The organism is Bermanella marisrubri, from assembly GCF_012295615.1.
In the GTDB taxonomy this organism is placed as follows: domain Bacteria; phylum Pseudomonadota; class Gammaproteobacteria; order Pseudomonadales; family Oceanobacteraceae; genus Bermanella; species Bermanella marisrubri.
The window spans coordinates 2,756,068-2,771,388 of sequence record NZ_CP051183.1; the positions used below are offsets into that span (position 1 = coordinate 2,756,068).

14 protein-coding genes and 2 tRNA genes are annotated in these 15,321 nt (G+C 45.7%); all 16 read right to left on the minus strand.

All coding sequences use genetic code 11. From position 1 onward, the window contains the following. Window positions 1-9 precede the first annotated feature (9 nt). Window positions 10-849, minus strand: coding sequence for an ATP-grasp domain-containing protein (locus HF888_RS12845; protein WP_007016551.1), 840 nt, complete (start codon window positions 847-849; stop codon window positions 10-12). A 116-nt stretch (window positions 850-965) separates the two neighbouring features. Continuing rightward, complete coding sequence (locus HF888_RS12850; protein ID WP_007016552.1) at window positions 966-1,847, minus strand: bile acid:sodium symporter family protein; 882 nt, start codon at window positions 1,845-1,847, stop codon at window positions 966-968. Window positions 1,848-2,040: 193 nt separating this feature from the next. Beyond that, a complete protein-coding gene (locus HF888_RS12855; protein ID WP_007016553.1) occupies window positions 2,041-2,526 on the minus strand; it encodes an FKBP-type peptidyl-prolyl cis-trans isomerase in 486 nt (161 codons plus the stop codon). Between the two features lie 177 nt (window positions 2,527-2,703). Further along, window positions 2,704-4,800, minus strand: coding sequence for a polyribonucleotide nucleotidyltransferase (gene pnp, locus HF888_RS12860; RefSeq protein WP_007016554.1), 2,097 nt, complete (start codon window positions 4,798-4,800; stop codon window positions 2,704-2,706). 226 nt (window positions 4,801-5,026) lie between these two features. Next, window positions 5,027-5,296 (minus strand): 30S ribosomal protein S15, encoded by a 270-nt coding sequence (gene rpsO / locus HF888_RS12865; protein ID WP_007016555.1) that lies wholly within the window; start codon window positions 5,294-5,296, stop codon window positions 5,027-5,029. Window positions 5,297-5,385: 89 nt separating this feature from the next. Continuing rightward, the gene (gene truB, locus HF888_RS12870) at window positions 5,386-6,369 is read right to left on the minus strand and encodes a tRNA pseudouridine(55) synthase TruB (RefSeq protein WP_007016556.1); all 984 of its coding nucleotides are present in this window, start codon (window positions 6,367-6,369) and stop codon (window positions 5,386-5,388) included. Between the two features lie 12 nt (window positions 6,370-6,381). Further along, window positions 6,382-6,771: a 30S ribosome-binding factor RbfA gene (gene rbfA / locus HF888_RS12875; protein ID WP_007016557.1), complete on the minus strand. Its 390-nt coding sequence runs from the start codon at window positions 6,769-6,771 to the stop codon at window positions 6,382-6,384. Window positions 6,772-6,921: 150 nt separating this feature from the next. Next, on the minus strand, window positions 6,922-9,303 hold the full coding sequence (gene infB, locus HF888_RS12880) for a translation initiation factor IF-2 (RefSeq protein WP_007016558.1): 2,382 nt from the start codon (window positions 9,301-9,303) through the stop codon (window positions 6,922-6,924). A gap of 29 nt (window positions 9,304-9,332) precedes the next feature. Next, the gene (gene nusA, locus HF888_RS12885; RefSeq protein ID WP_007016559.1) at window positions 9,333-10,826 is read right to left on the minus strand and encodes a transcription termination factor NusA; all 1,494 of its coding nucleotides are present in this window, start codon (window positions 10,824-10,826) and stop codon (window positions 9,333-9,335) included. A gap of 19 nt (window positions 10,827-10,845) precedes the next feature. Next, window positions 10,846-11,316, minus strand: a complete 471-nt coding sequence (gene rimP / locus HF888_RS12890) for a ribosome maturation factor RimP (RefSeq protein ID WP_040297437.1) — start codon at window positions 11,314-11,316, stop codon at window positions 10,846-10,848. 318 nt (window positions 11,317-11,634) lie between these two features. Beyond that, window positions 11,635-11,711: transfer RNA gene (locus HF888_RS12895), tRNA-Met, on the minus strand. 57 nt (window positions 11,712-11,768) lie between these two features. Continuing rightward, window positions 11,769-11,854 (minus strand) — tRNA-Leu (locus HF888_RS12900). A gap of 8 nt (window positions 11,855-11,862) precedes the next feature. After that, a complete protein-coding gene (secG, locus tag HF888_RS12905) occupies window positions 11,863-12,225 on the minus strand; it encodes a preprotein translocase subunit SecG (protein WP_007016561.1) in 363 nt (120 codons plus the stop codon). A gap of 9 nt (window positions 12,226-12,234) precedes the next feature. After that, window positions 12,235-12,987, minus strand: a complete 753-nt coding sequence (tpiA, locus tag HF888_RS12910) for a triose-phosphate isomerase (RefSeq protein ID WP_007016562.1) — start codon at window positions 12,985-12,987, stop codon at window positions 12,235-12,237. 97 nt (window positions 12,988-13,084) lie between these two features. Next, window positions 13,085-14,416: a phosphoglucosamine mutase gene (gene glmM / locus HF888_RS16550; protein ID WP_007016563.1), complete on the minus strand. Its 1,332-nt coding sequence runs from the start codon at window positions 14,414-14,416 to the stop codon at window positions 13,085-13,087. 30 nt (window positions 14,417-14,446) lie between these two features. After that, the gene (folP, locus tag HF888_RS16555; protein ID WP_007016564.1) at window positions 14,447-15,280 is read right to left on the minus strand and encodes a dihydropteroate synthase; all 834 of its coding nucleotides are present in this window, start codon (window positions 15,278-15,280) and stop codon (window positions 14,447-14,449) included. Between the last annotated feature and the right edge of the window lie 41 nt (window positions 15,281-15,321).

Consider the following 15,321-nt stretch of genomic DNA (forward strand, 5'->3'; position numbering starts at 1 on the left):
TTTTATACTCTAAGATACCTTATCCCAGGTGCGAGAGTTGGCCGGTCCCATATCCGGTGTTATCGGTTCATCGGGCTCATCATCTTGCCACTGCTCATGAATATAAACTTGTATTGCTTCATCCACTTTTTTTTGCAATCCATTAATCCCTTGGTTTCCAAACAGGCGATTGAATTCAAATACATAGGGGTAATGTCCAATCATTGCAATATCAAAACCGCCATGATCAATACCTAAGCCCGTTGCTAGAGTCTCCACAAGGTCACAGGCTTCTTTAGGGATAATGCCTTCTTCAGCCTGACCTCCTCGAGCCACATTATTGTAAAAGCCCTGCTGCGATTGCATACGCCAGTATCCCGCTATTATCTTGTTACCCACCCATATAATGCGCAGATCACGGTCGATTGGCAGGTATTCTTGCACATAAAGAACCGGCGTTAGAGAAAGATAATGCTGCCACTGCTGAAGCGTATCAATTAAAAAAACGCCCTCCCCCATGCTGCTCTTAGGTATTTTTGCAACAAAGGGCAAAGGCATTGTTTGCCAAATACGCTCGGCTTCGAAAGGAGAGTTGGCAACAATCAAAGTCCAAGGCACATGTCGAGGTGCAAGGGCTTGGAAACAGCGAGTCATTTCTATTTTATTATGGCCAATATGGTAGCTAGCCGGGCTGGGGAAAATGCGCTTCTTTAAGGCGTAGTGCAGCGAATTAACCTGCCAATATTCAGGAAAAAGTATGCCCTCAGCATCGATCAACTGATCGATGCTTTGCTGCATAAGCTCGGGTTTGATATAGCGTACATCGGCAAAGCCCAAGGTTCTCAGGGCATCAAAGGTAATCAGTTTCATCGCAGGATGCGTCGTCTATAAAGCGCTGTATTTTATGAATATCAGCGCTTATGCAAAGCAACACTTTTTAATCTTTACGATAAGCCAAGTTCGAGTTTCTATCCTTGGCTACAGGATTATGCATCCACTTCCACTGGAACCTGAGTTTTGCGATGTAAAACCCACGCAAACAAACCGCCCGTTGCAAACATGATGAGGCTATAGGTGGTTGCCGCGATGGCCATTTGGTCGTTTTCCAGTAACGTTAAGGCGATGAGAATGGCCAAGGTACCGTTTTGAAAACCCACTTCAATGCCGATAGCCTTACTCTGTGCTTCATTTAGTTGGGCAAGCTTAGCAATTCCGTAACCCATCATCATGCAAGCGACATTCAATATCAATGTCACCAAACCCGCCTGAGCCACATAGTCACCGATATGAGCACGGTTTTTGAAAACGATGGCGGCAATAATGACAAACAAGACAACTATCGAAAACAACTTAACTGGTTTCTCTAACTTCTGTGATAATTCAGGTTTATAGCGCCGTATTAGCATGCCAAGACTAATAGGAATAATAGTAATGACCACAAGTTGCAAAATAGTTTTAAGAACAGGCAGTTTGATGTATTCCTCCTGACCCATGAGCAGCTCCATGAAGAAAACAATCAACAAAGGCACAGTAAAAGGTGCTATCAAGCTCACGACGGAAGTTAATGTGACACTCAAAGCAATGTCGCCTTTTGCAAGATAGGTATACAAATTTGAGGTGGTACCTCCGGGACATAAAGCTAAAATCATCACACCCACCGCAAGGCCACCTGTCATACCAAACCCTATCACAACTAAATAGGCCAACATGGGCAATAAAATCATTTGCGCAATTAGACCTAACACCACAGCTTTTGGCTTCACTATTACTAGTTTGAAGTCGATAGGCCTCAGACTTAGGCCCATTCCCAACATGATGATGAACAAGGATACAGGTAGAAATACCTTGGTAAGAAACTGAGCTTCCATCTAACCCTCTGATTTCAATTTATTTTTATTCTGAATAGAGCTTACGATGTTTGTCTTCGTAGGCCAAGAAGGAATGTACCTACCAGCCTTTGCTGTCCTAAATTGCCATTAGATTGGCACAGGGCAGTATCAAATGCTAGGCATAAAAAAAGGGCCATTCGGCCCTTTCTTCATCATTCAAACATTGTTTGAATTAATGCTCGTGACCACCTGGTCCATGAACATGACCATGCTCTAATTCTTCAGCTGTCGCATCGCGAACGTCTTTTACTTCGCCTTCAAAAGCAAGAGTTACGCTTGCTAGTGGGTGATTTGCATCAACCGTAACGACTTTGTCGTCAACGCTTTTCACTTCAACAACAACAGGGCCTTGCGGGCCATCGGCCGTGAATTCCATACCGACTTGGATATTTTCAACACCTTGAAACATTTCACGAGGTACTTCTTGAATTAGGCTGTCATCATGTACACCGTAGCCCTCTTCAGGAGCAACTTGGACAGAGTAATTGTCGCCCACTGCCTTGCCTGTCAGCGCATTTTCTAATCCAGGAACCAGATTATTATGGCCGTGTAGGTACAATAATGGCTCGGCACCAACAGAGCTCTCGATTACTTCGTTCGTATCGGCATTTTTGACAGTAAATTCAATAGTGACAACTTTGTCTTTTTCGATGGTCATGGGATACCCCCGTTTTTTGACCTGAATTTCATGCTTGCTCGTTGCACTGCCAGTGCAACTAAAAAAATACCACCTAACGTCAGTGGTAAATAGGACCCTTAGAGACATAGCACTGATATTGTGACAGTCACACAGAGTCTAGGCTCAGGGCTCTCCATGAGCCCTGATGAAACCTAATTAGGCTTCAATTCCTTTCATGGTTAGTTTGATGCGACCTTTGTTGTCCACATCTAGAACTTTAACCTTGATCACTGCACCTTCTTGGATGTAGTCAGCAACATTTTCAACACGCTCATCTGAGATCTGTGAAATATGTACTAAACCATCTTTACCAGGAAGAATGTTTACGAATGCACCAAAGTCAACAATCTTGTTCACTTTACCTTCGTAGATAGTGCCAACTTCTGCTTCCGCAGTAACCGCTTCAAACATACCTTTGGCTTTTTCTGCTGCGTCTTTAGTCAAGGCGAAGATACTGATAACACCTTCTTCGCTAATGTCCACATCCGCACCTGTTTCTTCAGTAATGCCACGAATAGTCGCACCACCTTTACCGATAGCTTCTGCGATTTTGTCTGCAGGGATCTTAACGGTTAGGTAGGTTGGAGCATTGCTTGGCATTTCAGAGCGAGGTTCTGCAATAACTTCATTCATTTGCTTAAGAATGGTCATACGTGCATCAAGTGCTTGTTCAAGCGCGATTTCCATAATCTGCTCAGTGATACCTTGGATTTTGATATCCATTTGCAGTGCAGTAATACCTGCTTCAGAGCCGGCTACTTTAAAGTCCATATCACCTAGGTGATCTTCATCACCCAAGATATCAGTAAGAACAGAGAAGCGTTCGCCTTCTTTCACAAGACCCATAGCGATACCCGCAACAGGTGCTTTAATCGGTACACCCGCATCCATTAGTGCTAGAGATGCAGAACATACAGACGCCATAGAAGAAGAGCCATTTGATTCTGTAATTTCAGAAACCACACGCACTGTGTATGGGAAGTCTTCTAGGCTTGGCATCATGGCTTGAACACCACGACGAGCTAGACGACCGTGACCGACTTCACGACGGCCAGGTGCACCCATACGACCACACTCACCTACAGAGTAAGGAGGGAAGTTGTAGTGGAACAAGAAGTTGTCTTTTTGTACTTCGTGCAGGAATTCAACCACTTGCGCGTCGCGAGTAGAGCCTAAAGTAACTGTACCGATTGACTGAGTTTCACCACGAGTGAATAGCGCAGAACCATGAGTGCCTTTCAGCACATCTGTTTGGATGTTTAAGTCACGAACCGTCTTGTTATCACGACCATCGATACGAGGTTCGTTAGATAAGATACGCTCACGTACTACTTCTTTCTGAAGCTTCTTGAACAGTTTAGATAACTCTTCAGCGTTGCTTTCTTCTTCAGTATCAACCAAAAGCGCTTCTTTGAGTTTAGTGTTCGCTGCATCAACGGCATCTTGACGTGCTAGCTTATCTTTAATTTGATAAGCCGCTGTAAGATCAGCAAACGCTACTTCTTTCATCTTGCCATACAATTCAGTATCAATTTCTGGCGCTTGCCAATCCCAACGCTCAGTACCTACCGCCGCTGCGAATTCTTTAACGGCATTCACAGCTACTTGGAATTCTTGGTGAGCGAACAATACGCCACCTAGCATTTGGTCTTCGCTAAGTTCTTTCGCTTCAGACTCAACCATCAGTACGGCGTCTTCAGTACCCGCAACCACCATGTCTAGTAAAGAGGTTTCTAGCTGCGCATACGTTGGGTTTAGAACATAGCCGTTTTCCGCATCATAACCCACACGGGCAGCGCCGATAGGACCATCGAATGGGATACCAGAAATCGCAAGTGCGGCAGAAGCACCAATCATAGCTGCAATATCAGGATCATTTTCTTTATCAGCCGATACCACAGTCAAAACCACTTGCACTTCGTTCATGTAACCTTCAGGGAACAGTGGACGAATTGGACGGTCGATTAGACGGCTAGTTAGAGTTTCTTTTTCGCTTGGACGGTTTTCGCGCTTAATGAAGCCACCTGGGATTTTACCCGCAGCATAATACTTTTCTTGATAGTTAACCGTTAGTGGAAAGAAGTCTTGACCAGGCTTAGTTTCTTTTTTACCAACCACAGTGGCCAATACTTGGATTTCGCCCATGGTAACAAGCACCGCACCAGAAGCTTGGCGCGCAATGCGTTGGGTTTCTAAAGTAACTTCTTGATTACCAAACTGAAACGTTTTCGTTACAGGTGTTAGATTTAGCATAGCTTTCCTTTTAAATCACTTGAACGCCATTAATGCCTTACCTGACTTACTGTACTTCCAAGCATTAGCCCTTTCTCTACCGCATGCTGCTGCAAAGGTGAAAAGGCGAATGGGTAGAAACACAGTTAAGTTGGATCAAGGTTATCTGACGTTATCTTAGTTATTTCAATATTTGTGAGGATTTTGACAGCATATAAAAAGCCCCCTTTCGGGGGCTTTCAGCGTATTAGCGACGTAGGCCAAGACGCTTGATAAGAGAAGCATAACGAGCAACATCTTTACGCTTAACGTAATCCAGCAACTTACGACGCTGGTTTACCATGCGAATCAAACCACGACGAGAGTGGTGATCTTGCTTGTTCGCTTTGAAGTGAGGTTGTAGGTTGTTGATGTTATGAGTCAACAATGCAACCTGAACTTCAGGAGAACCGGTATCACCTTCAGCCGTTTGATATTCTTTAATGATGGCTGCTTTAGTTTGTGCATCTAATGCCATTTTATATTCCTCTTTGTTATATGCGAAACAAATTTAAAGGGTCTCCACCGTGCATATAAACAGTGGGACTACCTACTGCCAATTCCCAATTAAGCTAGCTCTTTTAAAAGCTCGTCTAATTGAGGAACCTTGAGTAAGCGCTTCGGTGCAATCACACCTTGAGCACTTAGCTCACCTATGCCCAAGAGTAGATCCCACTGGGCATAGCGCAAGCGCAATTGTACCTGAGCTATAGCTGGCTCACCAGCCTTGAATTGCTGCGAATTCAACTCAATGGCGCGACCAAATTGCAGGTCGTGGGCCTGCTTTAATGTCAGCTCGACCAAGGGCACGTCCGGTAACGCCGTTTGCGTTGGCATTAGGAGCTGGTCAAGATTAGAAAAATCCTCGGATTTATCTTTAATTTCAACAAGTTGCTCTAGTTCATGCATCATATCGGCATGATAGGGACCCGCGCCTAGGCGTCTCAATACCGCTACAAAACCTAGCGTCCCCAGTGCCTTGGCAACGTCTTCTGCAAGCGATCGAATATAGGTGCCTTTTGTACAGGTAACATCCAGTTCTAGCCAATCATCGCCAAAATCGAGTAATTCCAGTTTCAGAATTGAAACTTGCCGTGCTTTGCTTTGGATATCAAAGTCTTCCCCTGCCCGTGCCAGCTCATAAAGCTTTTTGCCTTGGTGCTTAAGCGCGCTGTACATCGGCGGTACTTGCGTGATTTCGCCGCGGAATTGCGTCAGAGCGGATTCTATTTTGTCCTGAGTAAGATCGGGAACATCTGCCCTATCCAAGATCTCGCCTTCAATATCGGCAGTATCGCGGGACTCACCCAGCTGAACCTTTGTGATATAGCGCTTATCACTCTCAAGTAATCGCTGGCTGAACTTGGTTGCCTCACCCAAGCATATGGGCAGAACACCAGTAGCAATCGGATCAAGGGCACCGGTATGACCGGCTTTGGCGGCACCATAAAGGCGTTTTACTTGCTGTAATACGCCATTACTGGTCATGCCTGAAGGTTTATCTATAACAATAATACCGCTGATATCGCGGCCTTTGCGTCGGCGGCCCAAACTACTACTCCGCTATTGATCGTCTTCGCGTTTATCGGATTTAACCGCTTGATTGATAAGGTTCGTCAGTTTATGACCACGCTCTAGCGCAACATCATAATGGAACCTAGGTTGGGGGGTGATACGCGTACGTAATATCTGAGAGAGTTCGGTACGTAAAAAACCAGACATATCATTTAGGATTTGCTCAGTTTCAGCCACGGTCTCATCGTCCGCTTCGACCATGCCAGACTTCATTACGGTGAAATAAATATCTGCATAACCCAAATCAGATGCGACCTTAACTGCATTAAGCGTTACGATCCCTAAACGAGGGTCTTTCACGTCAAATTGCAGCATGTGAGCCAGCTCGCGCTTAATTTGCTCACCCAGTCTTTGTGTTCGACTGTAATCTTTTGCCATGTTTATTTCTCAAAAAGAATCGCTCTCACTCCCTATCTATGGGAAAAGCCATTCGTATGCATAAGGTATTACTTAAAAGTAGCGCAAAACACAAAAACCCCAAACGGGGCTTTTGTATTTTGCATTGACGATTAAATCGACATTATAGATTTAGATCGTACGAGCGAACTCTTTAACGTCAAAGACTTCGATTTGATCGCCTTCTTTCACGTCGTTATAGCTCTTCACGCCGATACCACACTCCATACCTTGGCGCACTTCCTGAACGTCATCTTTAAAGCGACGTAAGGATTCAAGTTCACCTTCGAAGACCACCACATTATCACGTAGAACACGGATCTTCTTATTGCGGTATACAGTGCCTTCGGTAACCATACAGCCCGCAATCGCACCCAACTTCGGAGAGCGGAATACGTCACGTACTTCGGCGATACCCACGATTTCTTCACGCAGTTCAGGTGCCAATAGACCGGACATGGCTTTCTTAACATCATCGATTAGATCGTAAATGATGCTGTAATAACGCATGTCTAAACCATTGGTTTCCACAACACGCTTGGCTGATGCATCAGCACGTACGTTGAAACCAAAGATCACCGCATTGGACGCAAATGCTAGGTTGGCGTCGGTTTCGGTAATACCACCTACACCACTTGAAACAACCGTTACTTTTACTTCGTCTGTGGATAGTTGCTCTAGCGCACTAATCAGTGCTTCAAGAGAACCACGCACATCCGCTTTAACAACGATGTTCAAGCTAGATGCATCAGCATCACCGCTCAAATTAAACAAGGCATCCAACTTGGCTGCTTGTTGTTTAGCTTGATGCTGCTCTTTTTCTTTCGCATGACGTAGCTCGGCTACTTCACGAGCACGCTTTTCACTTTCCGCAACAAGGAAGTGATCACCTGCTCCAGGCGGCGTATCCAGACCAAGAATCTCTACAGGGATTGATGGACCTGCTTGTTCAATTGGCTGACCGTTTTCATCAAGCAGCGCACGAACACGACCGATAGATGTACCAGCCAATACGATATCACCTTTCTTAAGCTGACCGTTTTGCACGAGTAAGGTCGCTACTGGGCCACGGCCTTTATCAAGACGAGATTCAACAACCGTACCCGTCGCTGGGCCATCTTGAATCGCTTTTAGCTCAAGAATTTCAGACTGAAGCAATACAGCTTCTAATAACGAATCGATGCCCTGACCGGTATGCGCTGATACTGGAACAAACTGGATATCACCACCCCAGTCTTCTGGGATAACGTCTTTAGCTGCCAGTTCGTTTTTGACGCGATCAGGATCAGCACTTTCTTTATCCATTTTGTTGATCGCGACAACGATAGGTACACCCGCTGATTTAGCGTGCTGAATCGCTTCTTCAGTTTGCGGCATAACGCCATCGTCTGCTGCAACTACTAGGATAACAACGTCTGTCGATTGTGCTCCACGAGCACGCATAGCAGTGAAGGCGGCGTGACCTGGTGTATCCAAGAAGGTCACCATGCCATTATCCGTTTCCACATGGTATGCACCTATGTGCTGTGTAATACCACCGGCTTCGCCACTGGTAACACGTGTTTTACGAATGTAATCAAGTAGCGAGGTTTTACCATGGTCAACGTGCCCCATTACGGTTACCACTGGAGCACGAGGGCCTTCTTCACCTTCGTATTTAACTTCTTCTAGGAAGCTATCTTCCACCTGGTTATCGCTAACAATCTTGTACTTGTGACCCATCTCTTCGATCACAAGAATCGCAGTATCCGTATCCAAAGCTTGGTTGATGGTTGCCATGACGCCAAGCTTCATCAGTTCTTTGATGACTTCACCGGCTTTAACCGCCATACCTTGGGCCAACTCACCTACAGTGATTGTTTCACCCTTCAGCTCTACTTCGCGAATAATAGGAGCTGTAGGCTGCTGGAAGCTATGCTCTGCATCATCGCGACCACGACGCAATGGCTTACCACCGCGGGTTTTGCCACCAAACTCATCGTCAAATTTACTCTTGCGACCACGACCTTTACGATCGTTGCCTTTTTGTTTTTCTTTATCTTTTTTACGGAACTCTTTTTTCTTAGCTCGCTCTTCCTTTTCAGGAGAAGCAGGCGGCGCCGCTTGCTCAGGATTATGAGTAGGAGCACCGGCTTTTTTCTCAGGCTTGCGCTTAGCTTTTGGCTTACCATCCGCTTTGGCTTCAACCGCTGCTTTTTCTTTAGCTGCCTGCTCTTGCTCTTCTTGAACAATGGTGCGCTTTTTACGAACCTCAATGTTCACTGCTTTCTTGCCAGAACCAGTGCTCAAAGTCGTTGTCGTTTTACGCTTTAAGGTAATTTTTTTCGGAGATGCAGACTCTGCATTCTCACCATGACTTTTCTTCAGGTACTTCAGTAGTACTTGCTTTTGTTCGTCATTGACTTTTTCGTCACCGTCTGTGTGCGGTAAACCTGCATCGTTCATTTGCGCCAACAAGCGCTCTACCGGTGAACCTACCGCTTGGGCTAACTGCTTTACTGTAACTTCTGCCATATATTCATTCTCCTCCCGCCTAGGCCCAATTACTCAGACTCTTCAAACCAAGGCTTTCTTGCGGTCATGATCAACTGTGCAGCCTTTTCTTCATCAAGACCCTCAAGGCTGGAGATGTCATCAACCCCCTGTTCCGCCAGGTCTTCCATGGTAACAATGCCATGGCTTGCCAGTACTAAGGCTAAGTGCTGGTCCATCCCTTCCATATTAAGCAGGTCTTCTGCTGGTTGGGCGTCTTCGAGTTTTTCCTCGCTGGCGATGGCTTGCGTTAACAGTACATCTTTTGCTCGAGCTTGTAGCTCATCGACCACTTCTTCATCGAAGCCATCAATTTCCAACATCTCTTCACGAGGGACGTAGGCAACTTCATCTAGACCAGTAAAGCCTTCGCCTACTAGTACCGCTGCCATATCTTCATCAATGTCTAATGCATCCATTAGCTTTTGTACAAGACTGCCTTGCTCTTGTTGCTGTTTTTCACCAGCTTCTTCTTCGGTCATTACATTGATGACCCAGCCAGTTAATTCACTAGCCAGTTTAACGTTTTGCCCACCGCGACCGATTGCAATGGCCAATTGATCTTCTGCTACGGCAACATCCATAGAATTGGTTTCTTCATCCATTACGATGGATTCCACTTCTGCAGGGGCCAAAGCATTAATCACTAACTGTGCTGGGTTATCATCCCAAAGCACAATATCTACGCGTTCGTTTCCTAATTCATTTGATACTGCTTGTACACGAGCACCACGCATACCTACGCATGCGCCAACAGGATCAATACGCTGATCGTTGGACTTCACTGCGATTTTTGCTCGACTGCCAGGATCACGAGCAGCCGCTTTGATTTCGATAACTTCTTCACCGATCTCAGGAACTTCGATACGGAACAATTCAATTAACATTGAACCCGCTGCACGACTTAAAATAAGCTGTGGACCACGGTTTTCTGGATTTACCGATGTTAAAACCGCTCGCAAACGATCGCCGATACGGAATACCTCACGCGCCACAAGTTGTTCACGCGGGAGCAAACCTTCTGCGTTATTGCCTAGGTCAACAATAATATTATCGCGGGTTACTTTCTTCACTGTGCCATGGACAAGTTCGCCGATGCGATCTTCATAAGCTGCAGTAATTTTAGCTCGCTCTGCTTCGCGCACCTTCTGCATAATAATTTGCTTAGCGGCTTGTGCTGCGATACGACCAAACTCTGGGTTTTCAATCTGCTCTTCGTAAGAATCACCTTCTTTCAGATTCGTATCGATATCCGCTGCTTCCTGCATGTTCAATTCAGAACCCAGTGCAGGCACTACTTCATTGCTTACAATAGTCCAATGACGGTATGTCTCGTATTCACCTGAGCGACGATCAATGGCAACTCGGATATCAGGCTCTTCGTCTTCGTAGCGTTTTTTCGCAGCAGCCGCTAAAGCCAACTCAATAGCTTCAAAAATGACTTCTTTCTCGACGCCTTTTTCATTAGAGACGGCTTCGGCAACCAGCAGTATTTCTTTGCTCATATTTCTGCCCTCGGTGGTCCTATTTATCCTTGTTATCTCGGTATATTAAGTTGGCCTTATCAATGGAATCGATCGGCAAGAGATACTCGTGGTTATCCACATGTACAACTATATCTTCACCATCTTCGATACCAACCAGCTTGCCTTTAAATTTGCGGCGTCCTTCAAACGCATAACGCAGCTTTATATCAACAAACTCACCAACATAACGTTCAAAATGTTCTAGTGTGAATAGCGGTCGATCCAACCCTGGAGAGGATACTTCTAAGTTGTATTCACTGGTAATGGGGTCTTCTACGTCCATTACACCGCTTACTTGACGACTTACTGCCGCGCAGTCATCAACATTGACGCCGTTTTCACCGTCAATAAAAATACGAAGTAGGGAGTCTTTACCCTTAGCGATATATTCTAGACCCCAAAACTCATACCCCATGGCTTCAACCACAGGCTGTAGCAATTCAACTAACTGCTGATCTTTACTGGCCACATTTACTCCAACAGATACAAAAAATGGGCTAAAGGATAAACTGAACCGTACAGCCATCCGAGCCCAATTTTTAAGCGTATTCTTTTTGTCGCCTAAAACTCGCTTATCAACGAATTTTACGCCAACAAAAAACCCCTTATGGAAACCACCTTAGTCCATCACTAAAGCAGTCCCGTGAGGGGTTCCGTGATCCTAGGTTTACGCCTTGGCTTACCAAAACGACCTAAAATGGTTGCGGAGGCCGACTTAAGTAGTGACCTTCCCTTGGTTAAAGAGTCGAGCCCGTGGGCTTTTTCTCTAACAATCACACCATCAATATGGTTGCGGAGGCCGGATTTGAACCGACGACCTTCGGGTTATGAGCCCGACGAGCTACCAGACTGCTCCACCCCGCGTCAAAACTGCGCTCATTATAGATTTTTTCGTTCCAATGAGCAAGGAACGATATAGTTTGGTGCGGATGGAGGGACTTGAACCCTCACGTGCATAGCACACAACGACCTCAACGTTGCCTGTCTACCAATTCCAGCACATCCGCTAAAACTATTAATCGACTATCGGTGCATCCGTTTCAGGAGCAGACTCTTCAACGACAGGAACTTCACTCTCCTGCACAGCGTCTTCAATTTGCTGAACTTCTTGCACACTTGGCAAACCAGCATCAACCAAACCATCGGCTTTCTGCTTAGCCACATACGCCAACGCAAAGCTTGTTGCAAAAAACACAACAGCTAAAACCGAAGTCGAACGAGTTAAAAAGTTACCCGAGCCGGCGCTACCAAATACCGTCTGAGAGGCACCACCACCAAAGCTCGCGCCTGCTTCAGCACCCTTGCCCTGCTGAATCAATACCAAGCCGATAATGGCAATGGCAACAATAATATGAAAGATAAGAATGATACTTTCCATGGGTCCTGCCTAAGCTGCTGCATCGCAGATTGCTATAAAATCTTCCGCTTTAAGGGACGCTCCGCCCACTAAAGCCCCGTCTACATCTTGTTGAGCAAATATTGCAGCAGCGTTTTCTGGTTTTACGCTACCGCCGTAGAGGATCTGCATGGCTTCAGCCATTGCTATATTCGCTTCTGCTAATTGCGCTCTTATCGCAGAATGCACCTCTTGCGCCTGCTCGGGAGACGCTGTTTTACCTGTGCCTATTGCCCACACAGGTTCATACGCGACCACACCATTTGCAAACACATCAGAACCGACTAACGACAATACCGCTTCGATCTGCTCTGAAATAATTCTTTGAGTTTCACCAGCTTCACGTTGTTCTAGTGTTTCACCCACACACAAAACAGGCACCAACTCAGAATCAACCGCGGCCTTGAACTTCTCTGCCACTTGCTGATTAGATTCAGCGAATAATTCACGACGTTCACTATGACCAACCAATACATAGCGGCATTCAAAATCTCTCAGCATCTGAGATGAAGTCTCACCGGTGAAAGCTCCACCAGTATGTTCACTGACGTTCTGAGCACCCCAAGCAACCGTACTACCACCTAGGATTTGCTGACACTGCGCCACGTAAGGCATGCTCGGAAATACCGCCATATCGATGTCTTGACGTTGCCCAAGCGCTGCGACCAAAGCCTCTAAACGACTTTGATTCTCGGCCTTTGAGCCGTTCATTTTCCAATTTCCTGCCACAAATGTGCGACGCATGATTTATTCCCCAACTTCAGGAAGGTGGCGATACTACCTAAGAAGCCCATTAAGAGCAAGCCAGTTCTCGCCTTACACCTTGATTTGCCAGCCTTTTTTATTGCGCCGCTTGACTCACAATTTGAACTAGGCGATCGACTAACAGGTTTACTAAAGTTTTATCTTGTCCCTCTACCATGACACGTACGACAGGCTCAGTACCTGATGGGCGCAACAATACGCGGCCTTTACCTGCCATTTCTGTTTCCGCCTGCTCTACTGCCTTTAACACCTCGGCACTATCTACAATAGACTTATCTACCACCTTAACGTTTTTCATCACTTGCGGGAATTTCGACATACCTTGCTTATATTCATGCAAGTTTTTGCCATGACTTTGCAAAGACTTTAAAGCTTGCAATGCAGCCACAATACCATCGCCTGTAGTCGTAGAATTTAAGCACAAAATATGACCCGAGCTTTCTCCACCCAAAGACCAGTTGTGCTCCGCAAGCTGCTGCAGAACGTAACGATCACCGACTTTCGCGCGAACGAAAGGAATACCCATATCTTTTAACGCCAACTCCATCCCCATATTCGACATAAGTGTTCCGACAACACCACCTTGCAGGGTATCGGTTTCATACTGTTGACGAGCAATCATATAAATAATCTCATCGCCATCAACCACTTCACCTTTGTGATCGACCATAACTACGCGGTCACCATCACCATCAAAGGCAACACCCAAATCAGCTCTCAATTCGACAACCTTCTGCTGAAGGGATTTAGGAGATGTAGAGCCCACCTGATTATTAATATTAAGGCCATCTGGCTCATTACCAATAACAAATACATCGGCCCCTAACTCAGTAAAAACCGCGGGCGCTATTTGGTAAGTAGCACCATGGGCACAATCTAATACCACTCGCATGCCTTTGAGTGATAAACCAAAAACAGTACTTTTACAGAATTCGATATAGCGACCCGCTGCATCTTCGATTCGCTTAGCCTTGCCCAATCGATCTGAGTTCATAACTTCCATTGGTTGATCAAGCAACTCTTCGATTTGCTGCTCAGTAGCATCGTCTAACTTACTGCCATCTGCAGAGAAAAACTTAATACCATTATCGTAATACGGATTATGAGAGGCGCTGATGACAATACCTGCATCGGCATGGAAGGTACGCGTTAGATAGGCAATACCAGGCGTCGGCATTGGACCTAAAATACCAATATCCACCCCCGCTGCAGACAAGCCTGCCTCTAAAGCTGACTCAAACATATAACCAGAAATTCGGGTATCTTTTCCGATTAAAATCTTCCTTTTGCCTTGGCTAGCAAATACGCGTCCCGCTGCCCAACCAAGCTTCATGACAAATTCCGGGGTAATTGGTGATTCACCAACGCGTCCACGGATACCATCTGTACCAAAATATTTACGGGACATGTTTTTCCTTAACTCTTAACCATTCTATTTCTATGCAAACTGTTTTGCTGCTTGCCACACTTTTAAGGCATCAGATGTTTCTTGAACATCGTGGACGCGCACTATTTGTGCGCCATTCATAACAGCTATTAACGCTCCAGCGACACTGCCGGATACTCGCTCATGAGGAGGCCGATTATCCAAAACCCCTCCAATCATGGATTTTCGAGATAAACCTATCAGTAACGGCAATTTCAACTCTAAGAATCGATCTAACTGAGCAAGCAGCTGGTAATTATGCTCTAGGGTCTTGCCAAAGCCAAATCCGGGATCTATTAATAATTGATCAAGAGCAATACCAAACTGCAAACAGGCTTCAATTCTTTCTGACAAATAGTCATAAACATCATTCACCACTTGTGCATATTCAGGATTGTTTTGCATCGACTTGGGATCACCCTGCATATGCATCAAACAGATCGGTAGACCTGTATCTTTTGCCGCCTGCATGGCACCTTCTCGAGTGAGAGCTCTGACATCATTAATGAAATGAGCTCCTGCCTGTGCTGCTTCACGCATGACTTGCGGTGTACTGGTATCAACACTGATGCAGACATCCATATTGTTTGCCAACTTGGTCACCACAGGAATGACTCGATCTAATTCTTCTTGGACTGAAACAGGCTCTGCTCCAGGGCGGGTAGATTCTCCACCCACATCAATAATAGAAGCGCCCTGCTGCTGCATCTGCTGTGCATGGGCTAATGCTGAATCCAGTTGATTAAATTGACCACCATCACTGAACGAATCTGGGGTTACGTTAAGCACCCCCATGATGTGAGGATGGCTCAGATCAAGGATTTGATGTCCATATTGAAGCTTCATGTCGTTTGTCTTAAATATCTAAAGGTCGTTTTTTACAGAGT